This window comes from Catellatospora sichuanensis, from assembly GCF_007483665.1.
GTDB lineage: Bacteria > Actinomycetota > Actinomycetes > Mycobacteriales > Micromonosporaceae > Catellatospora > Catellatospora sichuanensis.
The window spans coordinates 233,636-251,659 of record NZ_VIQO01000023.1 but is presented as its reverse complement, the minus strand read 5'-3'; the positions used below and the strand labels follow the sequence as shown (position 1 = coordinate 251,659).

Annotated in this window: 18 protein-coding genes; 10 read left to right on the top strand and 8 right to left on the bottom strand. The window is 72.1% G+C overall.

Going from position 1 to position 18,024, the window contains the following annotated elements:
• Window positions 1-248 precede the first annotated feature (248 nt).
• On the top strand, window positions 249-794 hold the full coding sequence (locus tag FLL47_RS29325; protein WP_144124773.1) for a response regulator: 546 nt from the start codon (window positions 249-251) through the stop codon (window positions 792-794).
• A 39-nt stretch (window positions 795-833) separates the two neighbouring features.
• On the opposite strand, the gene FLL47_RS29320 is transcribed toward FLL47_RS29325, so the two are convergent.
• Window positions 834-3,140, bottom strand: a complete 2,307-nt coding sequence (locus FLL47_RS29320) for a SpoIIE family protein phosphatase (protein WP_186315974.1) — start codon at window positions 3,138-3,140, stop codon at window positions 834-836.
• Between the two features lie 185 nt (window positions 3,141-3,325).
• Between FLL47_RS29320 and FLL47_RS29315 the strand changes: the two genes are divergently transcribed.
• From FLL47_RS29315 to FLL47_RS29305, 3 genes are all read left to right on the top strand, one after another.
• Window positions 3,326-3,640 (top strand): STAS domain-containing protein, encoded by a 315-nt coding sequence (locus tag FLL47_RS29315; protein WP_144124566.1) that lies wholly within the window; start codon window positions 3,326-3,328, stop codon window positions 3,638-3,640.
• Window positions 3,641-3,742: 102 nt separating this feature from the next.
• Window positions 3,743-4,462, top strand: coding sequence for an ATP-binding protein (locus FLL47_RS29310; protein ID WP_144124563.1), 720 nt, complete (start codon window positions 3,743-3,745; stop codon window positions 4,460-4,462).
• Window positions 4,463-4,666: 204 nt separating this feature from the next.
• Entirely contained in the window at window positions 4,667-5,440 is a 774-nt protein-coding gene (locus FLL47_RS29305; RefSeq protein WP_246158805.1) for a SigB/SigF/SigG family RNA polymerase sigma factor, read from the top strand.
• A gap of 37 nt (window positions 5,441-5,477) precedes the next feature.
• On the opposite strand, the gene FLL47_RS29300 is transcribed toward FLL47_RS29305, so the two are convergent.
• Both FLL47_RS29300 and argS read right to left on the bottom strand, forming a co-directional pair.
• Window positions 5,478-5,666 carry a hypothetical protein gene (locus FLL47_RS29300; protein ID WP_144124557.1) on the bottom strand — a complete coding sequence of 63 codons (189 nt, stop codon included), beginning with the start codon at window positions 5,664-5,666 and terminating at the stop codon, window positions 5,478-5,480.
• Window positions 5,667-5,759: 93 nt separating this feature from the next.
• The gene (gene argS, locus FLL47_RS29295; protein WP_144124553.1) at window positions 5,760-7,481 is read right to left on the bottom strand and encodes an arginine--tRNA ligase; all 1,722 of its coding nucleotides are present in this window, start codon (window positions 7,479-7,481) and stop codon (window positions 5,760-5,762) included.
• Between the two features lie 323 nt (window positions 7,482-7,804).
• Between argS and FLL47_RS29290 the strand changes: the two genes are divergently transcribed.
• From FLL47_RS29290 to FLL47_RS29280, 3 genes are all read left to right on the top strand, one after another.
• Window positions 7,805-8,557 carry a class I SAM-dependent methyltransferase gene (locus FLL47_RS29290; RefSeq protein ID WP_144124550.1) on the top strand — a complete coding sequence of 251 codons (753 nt, stop codon included), beginning with the start codon at window positions 7,805-7,807 and terminating at the stop codon, window positions 8,555-8,557.
• Window positions 8,558-8,585: 28 nt separating this feature from the next.
• The gene (locus FLL47_RS29285) at window positions 8,586-9,071 is read left to right on the top strand and encodes a hypothetical protein (RefSeq protein ID WP_144124547.1); all 486 of its coding nucleotides are present in this window, start codon (window positions 8,586-8,588) and stop codon (window positions 9,069-9,071) included.
• A 76-nt stretch (window positions 9,072-9,147) separates the two neighbouring features.
• Window positions 9,148-9,759 carry a DUF305 domain-containing protein gene (locus tag FLL47_RS29280; RefSeq protein ID WP_144124544.1) on the top strand — a complete coding sequence of 204 codons (612 nt, stop codon included), beginning with the start codon at window positions 9,148-9,150 and terminating at the stop codon, window positions 9,757-9,759.
• Window positions 9,760-9,804: 45 nt separating this feature from the next.
• Here the strand turns inward: FLL47_RS29280 and FLL47_RS29275 are convergent, their stop codons facing one another.
• The 3 genes from FLL47_RS29275 to FLL47_RS29265 all read right to left on the bottom strand — a co-directional run bounded on the left by FLL47_RS29275 (window position 9,805) and on the right by FLL47_RS29265 (window position 11,776).
• A complete protein-coding gene (locus FLL47_RS29275; RefSeq protein ID WP_144124542.1) occupies window positions 9,805-10,314 on the bottom strand; it encodes an SRPBCC family protein in 510 nt (169 codons plus the stop codon).
• Window positions 10,315-10,408: 94 nt separating this feature from the next.
• On the bottom strand, window positions 10,409-10,939 hold the full coding sequence (locus FLL47_RS29270) for a DUF4396 domain-containing protein (RefSeq protein WP_144124539.1): 531 nt from the start codon (window positions 10,937-10,939) through the stop codon (window positions 10,409-10,411).
• Between the two features lie 39 nt (window positions 10,940-10,978).
• The gene (locus FLL47_RS29265) at window positions 10,979-11,776 is read right to left on the bottom strand and encodes a methyltransferase domain-containing protein (RefSeq protein WP_144124536.1); all 798 of its coding nucleotides are present in this window, start codon (window positions 11,774-11,776) and stop codon (window positions 10,979-10,981) included.
• A gap of 129 nt (window positions 11,777-11,905) precedes the next feature.
• Here FLL47_RS29265 and FLL47_RS29260 point away from each other — a divergent pair, with 129 nt between their 5' ends.
• Together FLL47_RS29260 and FLL47_RS29255 are read left to right on the top strand one after the other, a co-directional pair.
• Window positions 11,906-12,985 (top strand): AI-2E family transporter, encoded by a 1,080-nt coding sequence (locus tag FLL47_RS29260; protein ID WP_186315973.1) that lies wholly within the window; start codon window positions 11,906-11,908, stop codon window positions 12,983-12,985.
• Window positions 12,985-14,070: an NAD-dependent epimerase/dehydratase family protein gene (locus tag FLL47_RS29255; protein WP_144124530.1), complete on the top strand. Its 1,086-nt coding sequence runs from the start codon at window positions 12,985-12,987 to the stop codon at window positions 14,068-14,070. Before FLL47_RS29260 ends, FLL47_RS29255 begins: the two co-directional genes overlap by 1 nt.
• A gap of 54 nt (window positions 14,071-14,124) precedes the next feature.
• On the opposite strand, the gene FLL47_RS29250 is transcribed toward FLL47_RS29255, so the two are convergent.
• Together FLL47_RS29250 and FLL47_RS29245 are read right to left on the bottom strand one after the other, a co-directional pair.
• On the bottom strand, window positions 14,125-15,813 hold the full coding sequence (locus FLL47_RS29250; RefSeq protein ID WP_144124527.1) for a sensor histidine kinase: 1,689 nt from the start codon (window positions 15,811-15,813) through the stop codon (window positions 14,125-14,127).
• Complete coding sequence (locus tag FLL47_RS29245) at window positions 15,810-16,502, bottom strand: response regulator transcription factor (protein ID WP_144124524.1); 693 nt, start codon at window positions 16,500-16,502, stop codon at window positions 15,810-15,812. Before FLL47_RS29245 ends, FLL47_RS29250 begins: the two co-directional genes overlap by 4 nt.
• A 299-nt stretch (window positions 16,503-16,801) precedes the next feature.
• On the opposite strand from FLL47_RS29245, the gene FLL47_RS29240 reads away from it, so the two are divergent.
• Window positions 16,802-18,007 carry an ATP-grasp domain-containing protein gene (locus FLL47_RS29240; protein ID WP_144124521.1) on the top strand — a complete coding sequence of 402 codons (1,206 nt, stop codon included), beginning with the start codon at window positions 16,802-16,804 and terminating at the stop codon, window positions 18,005-18,007.
• Window positions 18,008-18,024 lie beyond the last annotated feature (17 nt).

Sequence of the window (18,024 nt, the reverse complement as noted above, 5' to 3'; positions counted from 1 at the left end):
GAGAAGGCATGAGTGAGCTATGCGAGCGAATCGGTGGGCTTCGTGGTCACGCCGCCGACGAGCGTAGCGAGGAGAAGGTGTGAGCGAGCTATGCGAGCGAATCGGCGGGCTTCGTGGTCACGCCGCCGACGAGCGTAGCGAGGAGAAGGTATGAGTGAGCTATGCGAGCGAATCCGTGGACTTCGTGGTCACGCCGCCGACGAGCGTAGCGAGGAGAAGGCGTGAGCGAGCTGGAGACGGGTTTCCTGATGGCTAAGGTGCTGCTGGTCGACGACCGGCAGGACAACCTCATCGCGCTGGAGGCGATGCTGCAGGGGCTGCCCGTCGAGCCGGTCGCGGTCAGCAGCGGCGAGGCGGCGCTCAAGCGGCTGCTCGTCGACGACTTCGCGGTGATCCTGATGGACGCGCAGATGCCGGGCCTGGACGGGTTCGAGACGGCGGGGCACATCAAACGCCGTGAGCGGACCCGGCACATCCCGATCATCTTCCTCACCGCGGCCGACCGTGATGCCCGGCTGGCGCTGCGCGGCTATGCCGCAGGTGCGGTCGACTACCTCACCAAGCCGTTCGATCCGTGGGTGCTGCGGGCGAAGGTGGCCATCTTCGTGGACCTGTGGGTCAAGACCCAGCAACTGCGCCAGCAGGCCCAGCAGTGGGCCAGGTTGTCGGGGGCGGCCCAGGACGCGGTGCGGCTGCTCGAGGAGCCCGGCCTGGACAACGTCGAACGTGCCCGCGAGGCGCTGCGTGCGGCGCTGCCGCACGACCCCGAGCCGCTGACCCGCCGCACTCGCTGACCCGGTCCGGCCGGGTCCTGCGGCGCTCGCCGGTAACGGTCAGGCGGCGGAGACCTCCAGGGCCAGCAGGCAGGCCTCGTCGTCGCGTTCGGGCGGGGTGAGTTCCCACAGCCCGGCGGTGCCGGTCTTGCGGTAGGCGGCGGCGACGCGGGTGGCGAATTCGGCCAGCGGGTCACGTTTGCGCTTGTGCAGCACCCCGTCGGTGAACGACACGAAGCTGTCGCCCGGTTGCAGGCGCAGCGTGTGGGTGTCGAAGCGCTGGCCGTCGAGCAGGCCCAGCAGCGGCCCGGCCGGGTCGTCGACGACGGCGGCGACGCCGTCGCGTACCAGCAGCGGCTGCAGGTGGCCGGCCGACGCCCAGCGCAGTGTCTGGTCGGCCGGCTGGTAGTGCCCGATCAGCAGGCTGGCCAGCGGCCCGTCGGGCGCGCCCATGAGCATGCCGTTGACGATGCGCAGGATCTCGGCGGGTGCGGTGCCGGCCGAGCCGAGCGTCACCACCGGGAACCGCAGCCGCACCACCGCGGCGGCGGCGACCAGGCCGGTGCCGAACGCGTCGCCGATGACGAACAGCAGCGACCCGTCGTCGAGCCGTTCGGCGTCGCAGAAGTCGCCGCGCAGCTGCGTACGCGGTGCGGTGGCGGCGTAGTGGCGGCCGGTCACCGCCGCGCCGGGAGTCTGCAGCACCAGGTCCCGGCCGGGGTAGAGCAGCCGGGTGAGGTTGGCGGTCAGCGACTGCTCGGCGGCGAGCTGGATCTGGCGTGCGGCGGCGATGGTCTCGCTGCGGGTCCAGCGGTCCTCGGCGGCGTGCTGCTCGCTGACGTCGTGCAGGACCAGCCGGATGAGGCGGATGTCGTCGCCGGCGAGGTCGGCCTCGGCGAACACGCGCACCGGCACCACGCCGCGGCTGGTGTTCAGCCGCAGCAGGGCCAGGTCGGGCCGGCCCTGGGCGAGGCCGGCGAGCAGTTCGCGCAGCAGGCCGCGGTCGGCGGCGGCGAAGAACGACCCGAATTTGTCCAGCGTGGTGGGGCCGTGTGCTTCGTCGCGCCCGATGAGCCCGTACAGGCCGGGGGACCATACCGCGTCCCTGGCCTGCAGATCCCATTCGGCCCAGCCGGAGCGGCTGAGCGTCTCCAGACGCGCCATGCGGGCGTCGTTGCTGACCGTGGCGTCGATGCGCTCCCAGGACGCCAGCAGCGCGTCGCCGACGCGGGCGGCCCGGCGGTTGAGGATGACGCGGCGGGGTCGGCCGTCGACGAGGGCGTCCTCGACGACGGCGTCGCGGGCGAAGGGCACGTCGTCGGTGAGCAGCTTGACGTAGGCCTCGAAGACGCCGTTGACGCGCAGCCGCGGGTAGACGTCAAGCAGCAGGCGTCCGACGGTGTCGCCGTCGGAGGCGCGTACGGCGGGTCCGGCGGCGGCGATGACGAAGTCCTCGACGGTGCCGTCGTCACCGCGCACCGGGGTCAGCAGGTGCCCGCGGCCGCCGAGCACGTCGAGCGCGGTGGCCAGCCACACCGGCAGCGCCGCGGGGGTGGTGTCGGCGGTGGACCACAACCGGCGCAGCGCCCGGCCCGCGCCGGCGGCGAGCCGGTCCAGGAAGGCGCGGTCGGCGGCGGTGAACTCGCGGGGCTCGCCCCAGACCAGGGACAGCGCACCGACCATGTGGTCGTCGACGGCCAGCGGGTACACGGCGCGGGCGGGCCCGGGGCCGATCAGGACGAAGTCGTGTGGCTGCAGGCCGTCGAGCAGCAGCGGGCGTCCGGTGCGCACCACGGCGCCGATGGTGGTGTTGAGCGAGCTGGGCGAGCGCTGCCATTCGCTGGCGACCTGGGCGGGCCAGCCGTGGCTGGCGACCAGGCGCACCGCGCCGTCCACTTCGGCGGTGAACACTGCTGCGGCCGCGCCGGGCGGGTCGCCGAGGCCGACGGTGACGAGCACGTCGGCAAGCGTCGGGAAGTCCGGTGCGGCATCGAGGGCGGCCAGGCATTTGCGCAGCACCCGGGCACGGGCCTGGGCCAGGGGCCGGGACGGGTCGTCGTCGAGGCCGACGATGGTGCGCAGGCCGGGCATGGGCCGGCCGGGCAGGTCCAGGGGCGCGGCGGCGGCCGCGGGCGGGTCCTGGGCTTCGGCGGTGTCGGGCACGGTCGCGCCGACGAGGTCGGCGGCCAGGTCGACGACGCTGACGTTGCGCTGCTGGGACATCGCCGACAGGCGGGCGAAGGCGGTCTCGGGGTCGCAGCCGTACCGTTCCGCGAGCAGGCCTTTGGCCTGTTCGATGAGGCCGCGGGTGCGCATCGCCTTGCGCAGGCCGGCGAGCTCGGCCTCCAGGCGCTGCACACGGGTCACCCAGTCTGCCTCTGCGGGCCGGGATTCGGCTTGCCGTGCCATGATTCGTACTCTGCCCATCGGGGTCGGCGCCGAAACGGTGATCTCATCATTGTCCGGCAGGAGCGTGACCGCTGGGACGGCGGGTGTGCGAACCGGGCCGGGCGTGCGTTAATGGAACTGTTTCAGGTGGCGGAGGGAGTGGGATGGACCGGGGTTTCGGTGTCGAACGGGTCGTGGACGCAGACCGCATCGTGGTCAGGGTCCGGGGCGAGATCGACCTGATGACCGCGGGCAGCCTGCGTGACGAGCTGTGTGACGCGGTCAAGCAGTCCCCCGAGGTGGTGGTCGACCTGGCCGGGGTGGGCTTCCTCGACTCGACCGGCGTGCGTGCCCTTTTCGACGCCTACCGGTCCGCCAACGAACTCGGTCACCGCTTCTATGTGACCGGTGCCCGCCAGTGGGTGGCCAAGGTGCTCGACGTGACCGGCGTCGGCAAGCTGCTGGCCCCGCCGGCCTGAGCCCGGCCCCGCCTGGTGAGGCGGGCGCGTTGACCTATTTCCGAAATTTTCACCGGCGCAGGCTTGGTCGCCGTGCCAGAGGGGCACGTGAGGAGTATGTCCATGCTGGTGTGCCATGTGCGGCGGCAGCAGCCCTTCGCGCTCATCGCGATGGCCGGGACGCTCGACCAGGACACACTCATCCAGGCGGGCGTCACGCTGGCCGACTGCCTGGCGGCCCAGCCCGAGGCCGTCGTCCTCGATCTGGCTGACACGCGTTGTGCCGACGAGCGGCTCGTGCCGTGGCTGCACCGTGCCGCGGTCAGCGCTTCCCGCTGGCCCGGTGTGCCGATCATGGTGGCCGCGCCGCCGTGCCCGGTGCCGGTGGCGCACCCGGGGCTGTCCGTCTACGACGACGCCGGCCTGGCGGAGAAGGCCGCCGAGGCGTTGCCGGTCAGCCCGCGGCGCTCGGTGACCCTGCCGCCCACCCCCGCCAGCTGTGCGCGCGCCCGTGATCTGGCGCAGCGCGCCTGCGCGGCGTTCGGGCTGCCGCGGCTGGGGCAGCTGGCGCAGCTGCTCGCGTCCGAGCTGGCCGCGAACGTGGTCACGCACGCGCGTACCGACATGGAACTGACGCTGCGCCGCGCGGGCGAGGCGGTGATCGTGGCGGTCCGGGACGGGGATCCGCGGCTGCCGCACGAGTCCGGCCCGGAGGACCGGGGTGCCGGCCTGGAGCTGGTTTCAGCGATGGCCACCGATTGGGGAAGCCTGCTGACCAGTGGCGGAAAGGTCGTCTGGGCGTTGGCTTCGGTGGCCGGGCCGCGGCGTGCCGCGACTTCCTGAGGGTCCTGCGCGCGTATACTTGAGCCCTGCCGTGCGAACGGCAGAACGTGGCCCGGGCGACCAGGCCACGACGGCGCTCTAGCAGCAGGGCGCCGTGGCCCGCCAGGAACAGCCTGCCGGCCCGTGCGGTGCACGGGTGACGCGACGCAGGCGATGGCAGGTGTGAAGATGCCGACCGCTACCGTTTCGTCCCCGAAGTCCGCCATGAGCGCTGTCGATGTGCTGGCGAGGTTCGAGGACTCTTTGCTGCTGCTCCACCGCCTTCCCGACGGCGACACCGGTCGGGGCCGGTTGCGTGACGAGATCATCTGCGGGTGCGCGCCGGTGGCGCGGCGCCTGGCGATGCGGTTCCGCAACCGCGGCGAGGACGTCGAGGACCTCGTCCAGGTGGCCACCATCGGTCTGATCAAGGCCGTGGACCGGTTCGAACCCGACCGCGGGGTGCCCTTCGCCAACTACGTCATGCCGACGATGCTGGGCGAGATCAAGCGCTACTTCCGCGACCGCACCTGGACCCTGCACGTGCAGCGTTCCCTGCAGGAGCTGCATCTGGCGGTGTGCCGGGCGATTCCCGAACTCAGCCAGTCCCTGCAGCGCACGCCGACCGCCGAGGACGTCGCGGTGTATCTGGGCGTCACCGAGGACGAGGTGCTGCGCGGCATGCAGTGCGCCGCGGCGTACACGGCGAGTTCGCTCAACGCGCCCGCGACCGCCGACGACGGCGACGGGGAGCTGCAGGACCTGCTGGGGGAGTGCGACGACACCCTGGAGGCGCTGCCCGAGCGGGAGGCGCTGCGGCAGGCGATCGACACCCTGCCCGAGCGCGACCAGCGCATCCTGCGGATGCGTTTCGTCGACAACCTGACCCAGTCGGAGATCGCCGAGCAGGTCGGCGTGTCGCAGATGCACGTCTCGCGCCTGCTGACGCGCGCCTTCCAGGCCCTGCGGGAGGAGCTGACCACCGCCGACGCCGTGTGAACGCCGCCGCCCCGCACCGCGGGGCGCCCGGACCGCCTCAGTCCGGGGGCTCGCCTGCCACGTCGGGCGGCTCCCGGTCGAGGCGGTCCTGCTCGCTCTCACCGGCGGCGGTGCCCAGGTCGTCCAGCCCCGGCGGGGGCAGCTCGCGGTCGGGCTCGGGCAGCGGCTCCCGCTCCGGAGGCGGCTCGAAATCCTCGGCGGGCGGGGTGAACCTCGGTTCGCTCATAGCAGCCCACGTACCCGACCGGAGGTGGGCTCACACCCGCCAGGACCTCCCGGCCCGCACCACCGGAGGGGGCGACGCGGACCGGGACGCGGCTCACATGCGCTCGGGCGCCTCGATGCCGAGCAGCCCGAGGCCCTGCGCGATGACCCGGGCGGTGAGGTCGCACAGCAGCAGGCGGCTGGCCCGTACCGGGCCGTCGGCTTTGAGGACCGGGCAGTTGTCGTAGAAGGCGGTGTACGCCCCGGCCAGGCTCTGCAGGTAGCCGGCGAGCCGGTGGAACTGCAGCGTCTCGGCAGCGTCGGCGACGACCGCGGGGAAGCCCAGCAGTTGCATCGCCAGCGCCCGCTCGGCCGGGGAGTCGAGCAGCACCGTCGCGGCGCGGTCCGGTGTCACCCCGCCCTTCCTGAAGATCGAGTTGATCCGGGCGTACGTGTACTGCAGGTACGCCCCGGTGTCGCCGGAGAACGACAGCATCCGGTCCCAGTGGAAGCTGTAGTCCTTGATCCGGTCGCTGGACAGGTCGACGTACTTGATCGCGCCGATGCCGACCATGCGGGCGACCTCGGCCCGGGTGTCGGCGTCGAGTTCGGGGTTCTTCTCCAGCACGATCGCCGCGGCGCGGGTCACCGCCTCGTCGAGCAGGTCCACCAGCTTGACCGCCTCGCCTGCCCGCGACGCCAGCTTCTTGCCGTCCGCGCCCAGCACCTGGCCGAAGCCCACGTGCACGGCCCGTGCGGGCTCGGCCAGCCAGCCCGCCTCACGCGCGGTCTGGTACACCATCTCCAGATGCTGCTGCTGCGGCGAGCCGACCACGTACAGCAGCCGGGTCGCCTTCAGGTCCTGGGTCCGGTGCCGGATCGCGGCCAGGTCGGTCGCGCCGTAGCCGTAGCCGCCGTCGCGTTTGCGCACGATGATCGGCATCGGCTCACCGTCGCGGCCGGTGAAGCCCTGCGGGAAGACGCACATCGCGCCGTCGCTTTCGCGCAGCAGACCGAGGGCGTCGAGGGCGTCGACGACCGGGTCGAGCATGTCGTTGTAGTACGACTCGCCGAAGAAGTGGTCCGAGGTCAGGGTGACGCCCAGCTTGTCGTACACGGCGAGGAAGTACTTCTTGCTCTCGTCGACCAGCAGCCGCCACAGGCGCAGCGTGGTCGCGTCGCCGGACTGCAGCGCCACCACCCGCCGCCGGGACCGCTCGGCGAACGCCGGATCGGCGTCGAACTTCACCCGTGCCGACTGGTAGAAGCCGTTGAGGTCGCCGACCGACAGCTCGTGCAGGGCCTCGCTCTCGCCCAGGTCCAGCAGGTGCTCGATGAGCATGCCGAACGGGGTGCCCCAGTCGCCGATGTGGTTGGCACGCCGCACGTCGTGGCCCAGCCAGTCCAGCGTCCGCGCGACGGCGTCGCCGATCACGGTGGTGCGCAGGTGGCCGACGTGCAACTCCTTGGCCACGTTCGGCGCGGAGTAGTCGATGATCACGGTCTCCGGCGCGACGGCCGTGGGCACGCCGAGCCGCTCGTCGGCGCTCATCGTGGCGAGCAGCCCTGCCAGCGCGTCGTCGCGCAAGGTGAGGTTGATGAACCCCGGCCCGGAGATCTCCGCGGTGGCGACCAGGTCGGCCAGGTCGGCGCGGCCGAGGGCGTCGGCGGCGATGTCACGCGGCGCGCGGCCGAGCCGCCGGGCCAGCGGCAGCGCGCCGTCGGCCTGGAAATCGGCGTGCTGCGACCGGCGCACCACCGGATCCACACGCTCGCCCGCCACCTCCGCGAAAGCGGCCGCCAACCGGTCGTTGAGGAGACTCTCCAGGTCAGTCACGTGAACTCAGCTCTCTCGCAGGGAAACGGGCAGGAGCAGCCCGCCGGAGCGGCATCGCACCGGGCAGGCCACTACAAAGATCAGACAGAAGGTGCTGAGAAAGGCAGCGCCGCGCGCGAAAGGGCGTCAGCGAGCTGCCATGATTCGTCGTCGCTCGATCACGACGACGAGACCCGGCCGGCGCACGGCGACACGGCCACGAAGGCCGGCGCGCACCACAGCGGGAAACATGCCCATGACCCTACCCGACCCCGCCACCGGGAAAGGAAGGGCACCTTGTAAACGGCATGCGTAGCGGAGGGGCACCTTCCTAACATGAGCGGATGACCGACGACGCGGACGGGCAGTACCGGTTCTACGGCCAGCTGGCCCGGTGGTGGCCGCTGATCTCGCCGGTCGCCGACTACGCCGAGGAGATGGCGTTCACGGCGCGGCTGCTGCGCTCGGCGTCGATCCCGGTGCGCGAGGTGCTGGAGCTGGGCAGCGGCGGCGGACACAATGCGGTGCACCTGCGGGAACATTTCACGATGACGCTGTCGGACCTGTCCGCGGAGATGGTCGACGTGTCGCGGCAGCTGCACCCGGGCTGCGAGCACCACGTCGGGGACATGCGCACGCTGCGGCTGGGCCGCACCTTCGACGCGGTTGTCCTGCACGACGCGGTGAGTTACCTGACGACCGAGGACGACCTGCGGCAGGCGTTCGCGACGGCGTACGCCCACTGCCGGCCCGGCGGCGTCGCCGTGCTGCTGCCCGACGAGACGGCGCAGACCTACGAACCCGGCGCCGACCACGGCGGCGCCGACGGCCCCGACGGGCGCGGCGTGCGCTTCCTCGAGTGGTCCTGGGACCCCGACCCCACCGACACCTGGACCCTCACCGAGTACGCGTTCCTGCTGCGCGAGTCCGACGGCAGTGTGCGCACGGTCCACGAGACCCACCGCACCGGCGTCTTCGCCCGCGAGGTGTGGCTGAAACTGCTCGCCGAGGCCGGGTTCGCCCCCGAACTCGTGACCGAGCAGACCACCGAGGACCGCACCCCCCGCGACTGCTTCATCGCCCACCGCCCCGCGTAGAGCCGCCCCGACGGGATACGGTGGCGGCATGCGGCGGCTTTCGACGGCCCGACCGGGTCGGACGGCCCGGGTGCTGTTGCTGCTCGCCACCCTGGTCGGCCTCGCCGCGATGCACACCCTCGGGCACGGCGGCGCAGCCCACGCCGCCATGACGCCGATGCCGGGCCACGGAACCGCGCCGGCCGCCGAGGGGACCGCAGCGGGCATGACCGCGACGGTCGCCGCCATGGCCGCACACGTCGAGGCCGTTCCGCAGGAAGGGTGCCCCGACGGCCACTGCGCCCGGCTGCTGGTGCCGCCCGGCCGCCACACCGCTGGCATGGACTGGTGGGACCTGTGCGTGGCGGTGCTGACCGCTCTCGGCGTGCTGCTGCTGTTGTTCTGGCTGCTGGGCGTGGTGTCCCGCCGCCATCCTGCAGGCCCGTCCCGCGCCCGCGCGGGTGCGGCCTCGCGCGGCCCGCCCGTACGCGGACTCGGTCTCACCCTGGCCACGGTGTCGGTGATGCGGCACTAGGACCCGTGCTGCCGCGCTCCGGCGCGGCAGGTCCTGCCGTACACCCCTTTCCCGACACCGAGAGGTCGATTCGATCATGTTCAGCAACACCTCGCTGCGCGCTGCCCTGATGCCGGCCGCCGCAGCCGTCACCGCCCTGGTCCTCGCCGGCTGCGGCGGCGGCCATTCCGGCATGGACCACGGCTCCGGCGCGACGCCCACGGCGACCGCGAGTTCGGCGATCGGCTCGTTCAACGACGTCGACGTGGCGTTCGCCCAGGGGATGATCCCGCACCACCAGCAGGCGGTGCGGATGGCGCAGCTCGCGCCCACCCGCGCGGCCGACGCCCAGGTCAAGGCGCTGGCCGAGCAGATCAGGGCGGCCCAGGACCCGGAGATCGCCACGATGACCGGGTGGCTGCGGACCTGGCAGCGGCCGACTGCCATGCCCGGCCACGAGACCGGCCACCAGGGCATGCCCGGCATGATGAGCGACGCTCAGCTGGCGGCGCTGGAGGCCACGTCGGGCCGCGACTTCGACCGGATGTTCAGCGAGCTGATGATCGCGCATCACGAGGGCGCGGTCACCATGGCGCAGCAGGAGCTCGCGAACGGCGCGAACCCCGCGGCCAAGGAACTGGCCCAGCAGATCGTCGCAGCCCAGCAGGCTGAGATCGTCACGATGAAGGCGCTGCTGGCGCGCCTGTGAACCGGTCCGGGTGGCGCGGCCCCGCCGCGCCACCCGGGCGCTCGGTCAGGCGTCCGCGCCGGCGCGCCGGCCGGTGCACAGTTCGTCGAGCCGGCGGAGCGTGTCCTGCATGCTCTCGATCCAGATCCGGCCGTCGTCCATGGACACCCGCTCGTCCTCGGGTGCCCGCGAGCAGTCGTAACTCTCGGTGACGATGGTCGCGCCGGGTCCGTCGGGGAGGAGCTGGTAACTCCACCGGTGGCCCCACCGGGCGTCCGGCGCAGCGGCGTCGGGGTGGCCGCGGCCCGCCACGGGCTCCCAGCTGATCCGCCTGTCCTGCTCGAACTCGACGACGTGGTTGTCCATCTCGTAGTCGCCGTGGGCCGAGTAGTACATCCGCATCACGAAGACGTCGCCGACCCCGGTGACGGCCGTCTGCGTCACGGCTCCGCGAAGCATGCCGGAGCCGTCCAGGGCCAGGTGGCGGGCCGGGTCGGCAAGCACCCGGAAGATCGCGGCCGCGGGGGCGTCGATGCGCCGGGACACGCGCACCGCGGGGCTGCCGTCGCCGTCCATGGGCGGGCCTCCTCCATCAGGAAAGGTGGATGGTCCGCCGCATGGTAAACGCCCCGTCCGACAGGACGGGGCGTTCGGGTCGTGGCCGCAGGCCTCAGTGGTACTGGTGCACGACGGCGTGGCCCTTGCCGCGGGAGATGAGCCAGCGGTTGACGGGGACGGTGAGCACGAACGCGATCAGCAGCGAGAACGCCAGTGCCGCCCAGAACAGCCAGCTGTTCAAACCGGAGTCCATGGCGCCGGGCACGCCGACCATGATGGCGTTGTCGATCAGCTCCATCACCGCGATGGACACCGTGTCCGCGGCGAGCGCGACCTTCAGCGCCTGCCGGAAGCCGACCCCGGCGCGCAGCACGCTGCGCATGGTCAGCGCGTAGCCGAAGACGAACGCCAGGGCCACCGACAGCACGACCGTCGGCCCGGCCGCCCAGCCCAGCGCGGTGCCGATGACCATGCCCAGGACCTCGCCGATGGCGCAGCCGGTGAGGCAGTGCAGCGTCGCCGAGGCGGCCATGCGCCAGGTCGCGGCGGGGGCAGCGTGGACATGGGGGGTGTGCTCGGTCGCCGCGCTGCGGGCGGCTTCGTCGGTGACGTGGCCGTGGGCGGCATGGTCGTGGTGATCCATGCCGCCCAGCATACCTCCGAATACCCCCTGGGGGTATGGTCAGACGTGACAGATGATCTCGCCGTGCGGCACCGCGAACCAGCCGTCCTCGGCCGCCACCCACTCCCGCCAGCCGTCGGCGATCCGCCGCAGGTCGGCCGTCGTGGCGTAGCCGGCGGCGACGGCCTGCCCGGCCAGTGCCGACTGCACGACACGCTCCGCCCACATGCCACCCCACCAGGCCCGCTCCGCGGGGGAGGCGTAGCACCAGACGCTCGCGGTCGCGGTGACGTCGGTGAACCCCGCCGCTCGCGCCCACGAGTGCAGGCGTCGGCCGGCGTCGGGTTCGCCGCCGTTGTCGCGGGCGATGCGCCGGTACAGCGCCAGCCACTCGTCGAGCGCCGGGATCAGCGGCCACCAGGTGAACGCGGCGTAGTCGCCGTCGCGGGCGGCCACCACCCCGCCGGGCCGGCACACCCGGCCCATCTCGCGCAGCGCGCCGACCGGGTCGGACAGGTGCTGCAGCACCTGGTGGGCGTGGACCACGTCGAACGAGCCGTCGGGCAGGCCGAGGGCCTGCACGTCGGCGACCAGGAAGTCGACGTTGGCGGTGGCGCGGGCGGCGATCTCGGCGCGGGCCAGACCCAGCGCGTCCTCGGTCAGCTCCAGCGCGGTGAGCCGGGCCGGGGCGACCGCGTCGGCCAGGTCGGCGGTGATGGTGCCCGGCCCGCAGCCCACGTCCAGCACCGACCGGCCCGGCCGCAGGTGGGGGAGCAGGTAGGCGGCGGAGTTGGCCGCGGTGCGCCAGCGGTGTGACACCAGCACCGTCTCGTGGTGTCCGTGCGTGTACGTCGTCATGGTTGATCCCTCCTACCGGGAGAGTCTAAAGATCGCGTCCCGGCATATAGGAGAACAATCTCACTTCGTGGTCATGTTTAGGAAAGATGCAGGTGAGGGAACATACGTTCGGTGGCGAACGGACATCGAGTGAGCACGGCCGATGTCTTCCGGTGGGCGGTGGCCGCCTCGTGCGGCATCGCCCTGGTGGGCGTGGTGCTGGCCGCCGTCTGGTCGGTACGCGGAATTCTGGTGCTGGTCCTCGTGTCGCTGTTCGTGGCGGTCAGCCTCGACCCGGCGGTCCGCTGGCTGGTGCGCCACCGCATCCGCCGCCCCTACGCCGTCACCATCATCCTGGTCGTCGTCGCGGCCCTGATCGCGCTGGTGCTCGCCGGGATCGGGCCGCCGCTGGTCCGCCAGGCCGGGCAGCTCACCAGCGACCTGCCTGCCCACATCCAGGACCTCGACGAGCGCTCACGCGCGTTCCGGGAGCTCAGCGCCAGGTACGGGCTCGGCGACCGGCTCAACGAACTCGTCGCCTCGGTGCCCGAGCGGGTCGGCACGAGCCTGCTGAGCCTGTTCCGCACCTTCCTCGGCGTGCTCGCGGCCGCGCTGACCGTGCTGGTGCTGTCGCTGTACTTCCTCGCCGACATGCCGCGACTGCGCCGCCGGGTCCAGCTGATGGCCCCCGACCGGCAACGCGAGCGGGCGCGCCGCATCGTCGACGTGGTCGTGGACAAGGTCGGCTCGTACATGATCGGCAACCTGCTGATCTCGGTGATCGCAGGGGTGATCGCCTACGTCGGCCTGCTGGTGCTGGGCATCCCGTTCGCGCTGCCGCTGGCCCTCGTGGTCGCGGTGACCGACCTCATCCCGCTCGTCGGCGCGACGCTGGGCACCGCGGTCTGCGGGCTGGTCGCGGCCCTCACCTCCGGGCTGTGGCCCGCCGCGATCGGCATCGTGATCTGGCTGCTGATCTACCAGCAGATCGAGAACTACGTCATCGTGCCGAAGGTGATGAAGCAGAGCCTGGACATGCCCGCGCTCGCGGTGCTGCTGGCCAGCCTGCTCGGCGCCGGGCTGCTCGGACTGGTCGGCGCGCTCATGGCCATCCCGATCGCCGCCACCGTCAAGACGGTGCTGGTCGAACTGCGCCGACCGCTGCCACCCGAACATCTGCCCGAGCCCGCCGACGATTCAGATCACCGACCTGCGGGTACGGAGCCGTGATGCGAGTCGTCGTGGTGGGGGCCACCGGCAACATCGGGACCGCGGTCCTGCGCCGGTTGGTCGACGGAGGAGAGTTCGACCAGATCACGGGCGTGGCCCGGCGGCTGCCCGCGCGGGACGCCGGTCCGCCGTACGACCAGGTGCAGTGGCACCGCGTGGACGTCGGCGCGCCGGAGGCGACGCGGGAGCTGGCTGACCTGTTCGCGGGCGCGGCCGCGGTGATCCATCTGGCCTGGCAGATCCAGCCCAGCCACGACCGGGCCCGGATCCGGCACACCAACGTCATGGGCACCGCCGGCACGGCCGCCGCCGTGGTCGCCGCCTCGGTGCCGGCGCTGCTGGTCGCGTCGTCGGTCGGGGCGTACGCGTCCGGCCCGAAAGACGACCGGGTCGACGAGGACTGGCCCGTCACCGGCGTGCCCGGCTCGACCTACAGCCAGGACAAGGCCGACGTCGAAGCGCTGCTGGACCGCCTCGAGGACGAGCAGCCGCGGTTGCGGGTGGTCCGCATCCGCAACGGGCTGGCCTTCCAGCGCTCTGCCGCGGCGGAGATCGCGCGGCTGTTCGCCGGTCCGCTGGCCCCGCTGGGCCTGCTGCGCCACGGCCGCCTCCCGCTGCTGCCGGGCGGACGCACGCTGCGGGTGCAGGCGGTGCACAGCGACGACGTCGCCGATGCGTACGCGCGGGCGATTCTGGCCCAGGCGCACGGCGCGTTCAACATCGCCGCGGAGCCGGTGCTCGACGCGGCCAGTGTCGGCGCCCGGTTCCACGGGATGGCCGTGCCCGTGCCGCCCGCACTGCTGCACGCCGCCGCAGCGCTGACCTGGACGGCCCGCCTGCAGCCCACCGAACCCGGCTGGATCCGGCTCGCCGCGAACTGCCCGCTGATGTCCTGCCACCGCGCCGAGGCCGAACTGGGCTGGCGACCGCGCACCGATGCCCTCGATGCGCTCGCCGAGCTGCTCGACGGCATGGCCCATGGCACCGGCGACGGCTCGCCACCCCTGCGCGCCCGGCCCGGGGCCGCCGCCCGGCTGCTCGCCATGGCCGGGGGACGGCTGCCGGGCCACGGCGACCCCTACTGAGACCGGAGGAGTGCCCGTGTCCGCATCGCAGACCAGCCGCGGCAGCAGGGTGGGTCACGTGGTCGGCAGGGAGATCGTGAACGTCGTACCGTGACCGGCCTCGCTGACCACCCCGATCGTGCCGCCGTGGTCGACGGTGATCTGCCGGGCGATGGTCAGCCCCAGTCCGCTGCCGCCGGTGGCCCGCGTCCGTGCCCGGTCCGCGCGCCAGAACCGGTGGAAGACGCGTTTCTGATCCTCTGCGGGGATGCCGGAACCGCGGTCGGTGACCCTTACCTGCACGGTCTGCCCGGCCCGCAGCGCGGCCAACGTGACCGTCGTGCCCGCCGGCGCGTGCCGGACCGCGTTGGTCACCAGGTTGCCCACCGCCTGCCGCAGCCGGCCCGCGTCGGCGTGGACCAGGAGCGCAGACCCGGCGACCACCTCAAGATCGACGGTGACGGCCGCGGCTGCCGGCTGGTGCGCTGCCCGGCAGTTCTCCAGCAGCTCGCCGATGTCGACTCTGGACCGGTGGTATGCGAGCGCACCTGCCTCGGCCAGGGCCAGGGTCTGCAGGTCGTCGATGATCCGCTGTTGCAGCATGGCCTCCTCGTGCAGCGAGCGGAACAGCGTCGCGTCGGCGGTGACCAGGCCGTCCTCCAGGGCCTCCAGGTAGGCGCGGACGTTGGCGAGCGGAGTGCGCAACTCGTGGGCGACGTCGGCGATCATCCGCCGTTGCCGCTCCTCCGCGTGCTGCAGCGAATCGGCCATCCCGTTGAACGTGGCGCCGAGCTGGGCCAGTTCGTCACCGCCCTCGACGCTCACGCGCTGGTCCAGGGAACCTTCCCCGAAGCGGCGGGCAGCCACCGTCAGGCGCTGGATGGGGCGCAGCACATGGCGGCTGAGCAGCAGGGAGCCGAGCACGATGGGCACGGCGACCACGCTGAAGGCCAGGATGATCGGCGTGGTGTCGATGCCGTCCTCCGAGCTGACGGCCAGACGCAGCGGCTCCGGTCCGACGATGCCGATCCGGGCGAGGAAGACCTCGCCCAGGCAGGTGCGCAGGTGCTGTGCCGGATCGGGCTCCGCGGTGCGGGAGGCCTCGGGCCGGGCGGCCTTGGGGCGGGAGCCGGGGGCGGCCGCCTCGCTGGGCGAGTCGGCACAGCGGTCGACCTCCTCCCGGTCGCGGGTGATCGAGTACGGCTGGCTCGCCGAGCCCGTTCGGCACTCGGTCACCAGGTCGGGCGGGGCAGTGGACTGCGTGATGAGCGGCAGTCCGTAGTGGGTCGTGACGGCCTGGGCCGGCACGCCCGCGCGGGACAGGCAGGCGGCGAACCGGATCTCCTGCCGGTACCGCTCGATCGCCAGCAGCGTGGTATCCCGCTCCTTTCCCGACTCTTCAGGCAGGTCGAGCCGCGGTCGGGCGTCGAGCGGGAAGGTCAGTTTCGTCATCGGGGTCACCGGTTCGCCCGCGAGCACCGCGGTGTCGACGATGCCGACCTGCCCGTCCTGCGTGTCGAGCCGGATGCGCCGGCCGGTTCTGTCGGCGATGCCGGCTGCCACCTCGGCTATGCCTTCCCAGGTGCCGTGATTGCGGCCGTACTGGGTGACCTCTTCGGCGATCTGCCGCATGACCTGCTGCTGGGCGGTGGCGGACGCGGTCACCGCGTTCTCGGCGAGGGTGAAGGTGAGGTATGTGCTGGCTCCGGTGGCGAGCAGCACGACGATGGCCACCAGGGCGAACACCCTGATCCGGAAGGTCATGCGGGCGGTTGCGGGATGCGGTAGCCGCGGCCGTAGACGGTCTGCACGTACCGCGGCTCGCTCGGGTCGGGCTCGATCTTGCGGCGTAGGTTGACGATGTGCACGTCGACGGTGCGTTCCAGGACGTCCTGGTCGAAGCCGAAGGCGCGATCGATGATCTGCGATCGGGTGAAGGCGCGCCCGGGTTCGGCCGCGAGCACCTCCAGGATGCCGAACTCCTTGGCGGTCAGCGCCACCGGGCGTCCGCCGACCCGCACCTCGAAGCTGTCGGCGTCCACGACGAGGTCGCCGACGACGAGCGGTGCCCTGGCGCCGGCCGCGACCCCGGCCGAGCGGCGCAGCAGGGCGCGTACCCGGGCGACCACCTGGCGAGGGCTGTAGGGCTTGGTGATGTAGTCGTCGGCGCCCAGGTCGAGCCCGAGCAGGATGTCGTTCTCGGTGCTGCGGGCGGTGAGCAGGATGATCGGCACGGTGGACTCGCGGCGCAGGATGTGGCACACGTCCAGCCCGTCGACCTCGGGCATCATCACGTCGAGCAGGACCAGGTCCGGGTTGCGGGCCCGGCACTGATCGAGCGCGGCGCGGCCGTCGGCCACCCCCAGCACGCTGTGTCCCTCGTGTTCCAGGTACATGCGAAGCACCTGCACGAGCTTCGGGTCGTCGTCGGCGACCAGGATCCGGGCTGCCACGTGTCACCTCCGTCGTCGTATCGCTGTGCGGATTGTGCCTCGGCACGTGTGAACAACGTGTTAGCGAGCAGCCGGCTTCGATGGAAAGATTGCGAGAATGGTTGCTCATCCGACGTCCTGACCTGGAACATCGTTCGCTAATCGCATCTTAGTCAGGTCTTAATAAGTGGCCTTATACGTTGCGCTGCATTGTTGGCGGCAGCGGAAGAGGTCAATTCGATGAATGGTTTCGCGATCGTGGAAGACGCCTTGGCCGTCGGTGGCTGTGCATGCCGCACCGTGGTCGAGGAGGTGGCGGCATGACCGCGGTTCTGCTGGTCGGCTGGCGTCCGAAGGCCATCGCCGCACTGCGCCGGCTCGGTGCGGAGGTCACCTGCGTGTTCCGGCCGGGCGAGGACGACACCGCGGCGTCAGGGCAGCGGCCGCACCGGTCGGTGCGGGTCGCCGATCCGGCCGGTGTCGAGTCGGTCCTGTCCGGTCTGGCCCGCCACGACCTGCGTCCCGCCGACTTCGACGTCGTGTGCAGCCAGCAGGAGTTCACCATGGTGACCGCGGCGGTGGTCGGCGGCGACCGGTCCTGGATGCCACTGCCCACGGCCATGAACCTGCGTGACAAGCAGCTCCAGAAGCTGCGCATCCGGCAGGCGGGTCTGCGCGTCGCCGACTGCTGGATCGTCGACGACATCCGCGAGTTGCGGGTTCCGGCCTACCCCAGTGTCCTCAAGCCGCTGGCGGGCGCCGGAGCGCGTGACACCGTCGTGCTGGGCAGCCAGGAGGCCGCCGACCACGCGCGCGAGCGCCTGCTGGGCACCCGTCGGCGCGGACCGTGGCTGCTGGAGCGGTTCATGACCGGCCACGAGCACGCCGTCGACGGTGTCGTGCGCGACGGGCGGCTGCGTCAGCTGAGCATCTCGCGGTACCAGAGCAATCTGATCCGGATGCAGGACGGGGCGCACATGCTGTACGTGGCGCAGGACCCGGCCGAACACCCGCGGCTGTATCGGCAGGGCTGGGAGCTGGCGGAGGCGGCGATGCGCGCGCTCGGGCACACCGATGGCGTCTTCCACATGGAGGCGTTCCTCGACGAGCACGGTTTCGTCTTCAGTGAATGCGGTGGCCGGATCTGCGGGGGCAAGGCCGATGTGATGGCCGAGTTGAAGTTCGGCATCGACCTGCACGACGAGTGGGCGCGGGCGGTGCTGCGCCTGCCCGCCGGGCGGCAGCGGCCCGGACGCGCGGGCAGCTATGCCCACGGCTGGATGCCGCTGCCGCCCGGCCGGCTGGTGTCGGCGCCCGACCCTGCGCAGATCTCCGCGCGGCCCGGCGTGCGGGAGGCGCACGTATGGCTCACCCCGGGCGACCGGGTGGTCGACCCGCGCACGTCCTCCGGCGCCGGGCTGGGCACCGTGCTGGTCGAGGGCGACACGGTCGCCGACGTCGAGCGGAACTTCGGCGCGCTCGTGCGGTGGGTGCAGGACGCTTCGAAGGTCGACCAGGACGCGTGACGCCGCGACGGGCGTGC

Excerpts from the sequence above, each read along its gene's own strand:
- FLL47_RS29305 (WP_246158805.1), top strand. The coding sequence starts at position 4,667 with ATGAGCGCTGTCGATGTGCTGGCGAGGTTCGAGGACTCTTTGCTGCTG.
- FLL47_RS29265 (WP_144124536.1), bottom strand. The coding sequence starts at position 11,776 with ATGACGACGTACACGCACGGACACCACGAGACGGTGCTGGTGTCACAC.
- FLL47_RS29275 (WP_144124542.1), bottom strand. The coding sequence starts at position 10,314 with ATGGACGGCGACGGCAGCCCCGCGGTGCGCGTGTCCCGGCGCATCGAC.
- FLL47_RS29250 (WP_144124527.1), bottom strand. The coding sequence starts at position 15,813 with ATGACCTTCCGGATCAGGGTGTTCGCCCTGGTGGCCATCGTCGTGCTG.
- FLL47_RS29315 (WP_144124566.1), top strand. The coding sequence starts at position 3,326 with ATGGACCGGGGTTTCGGTGTCGAACGGGTCGTGGACGCAGACCGCATC.
- FLL47_RS29280 (WP_144124544.1), top strand. The coding sequence starts at position 9,148 with ATGTTCAGCAACACCTCGCTGCGCGCTGCCCTGATGCCGGCCGCCGCA.
- FLL47_RS29285 (WP_144124547.1), top strand. The coding sequence starts at position 8,586 with ATGCGGCGGCTTTCGACGGCCCGACCGGGTCGGACGGCCCGGGTGCTG.
- FLL47_RS29310 (WP_144124563.1), top strand. The coding sequence starts at position 3,743 with ATGCTGGTGTGCCATGTGCGGCGGCAGCAGCCCTTCGCGCTCATCGCG.
- FLL47_RS29255 (WP_144124530.1), top strand. The coding sequence starts at position 12,985 with ATGCGAGTCGTCGTGGTGGGGGCCACCGGCAACATCGGGACCGCGGTC.
- FLL47_RS29300 (WP_144124557.1), bottom strand. The coding sequence starts at position 5,666 with ATGAGCGAACCGAGGTTCACCCCGCCCGCCGAGGATTTCGAGCCGCCT.
- FLL47_RS29240 (WP_144124521.1), top strand. The coding sequence starts at position 16,802 with ATGACCGCGGTTCTGCTGGTCGGCTGGCGTCCGAAGGCCATCGCCGCA.
- FLL47_RS29325 (WP_144124773.1), top strand. The coding sequence starts at position 249 with ATGGCTAAGGTGCTGCTGGTCGACGACCGGCAGGACAACCTCATCGCG.
- FLL47_RS29270 (WP_144124539.1), bottom strand. The coding sequence starts at position 10,939 with ATGGATCACCACGACCATGCCGCCCACGGCCACGTCACCGACGAAGCC.
- FLL47_RS29290 (WP_144124550.1), top strand. The coding sequence starts at position 7,805 with ATGACCGACGACGCGGACGGGCAGTACCGGTTCTACGGCCAGCTGGCC.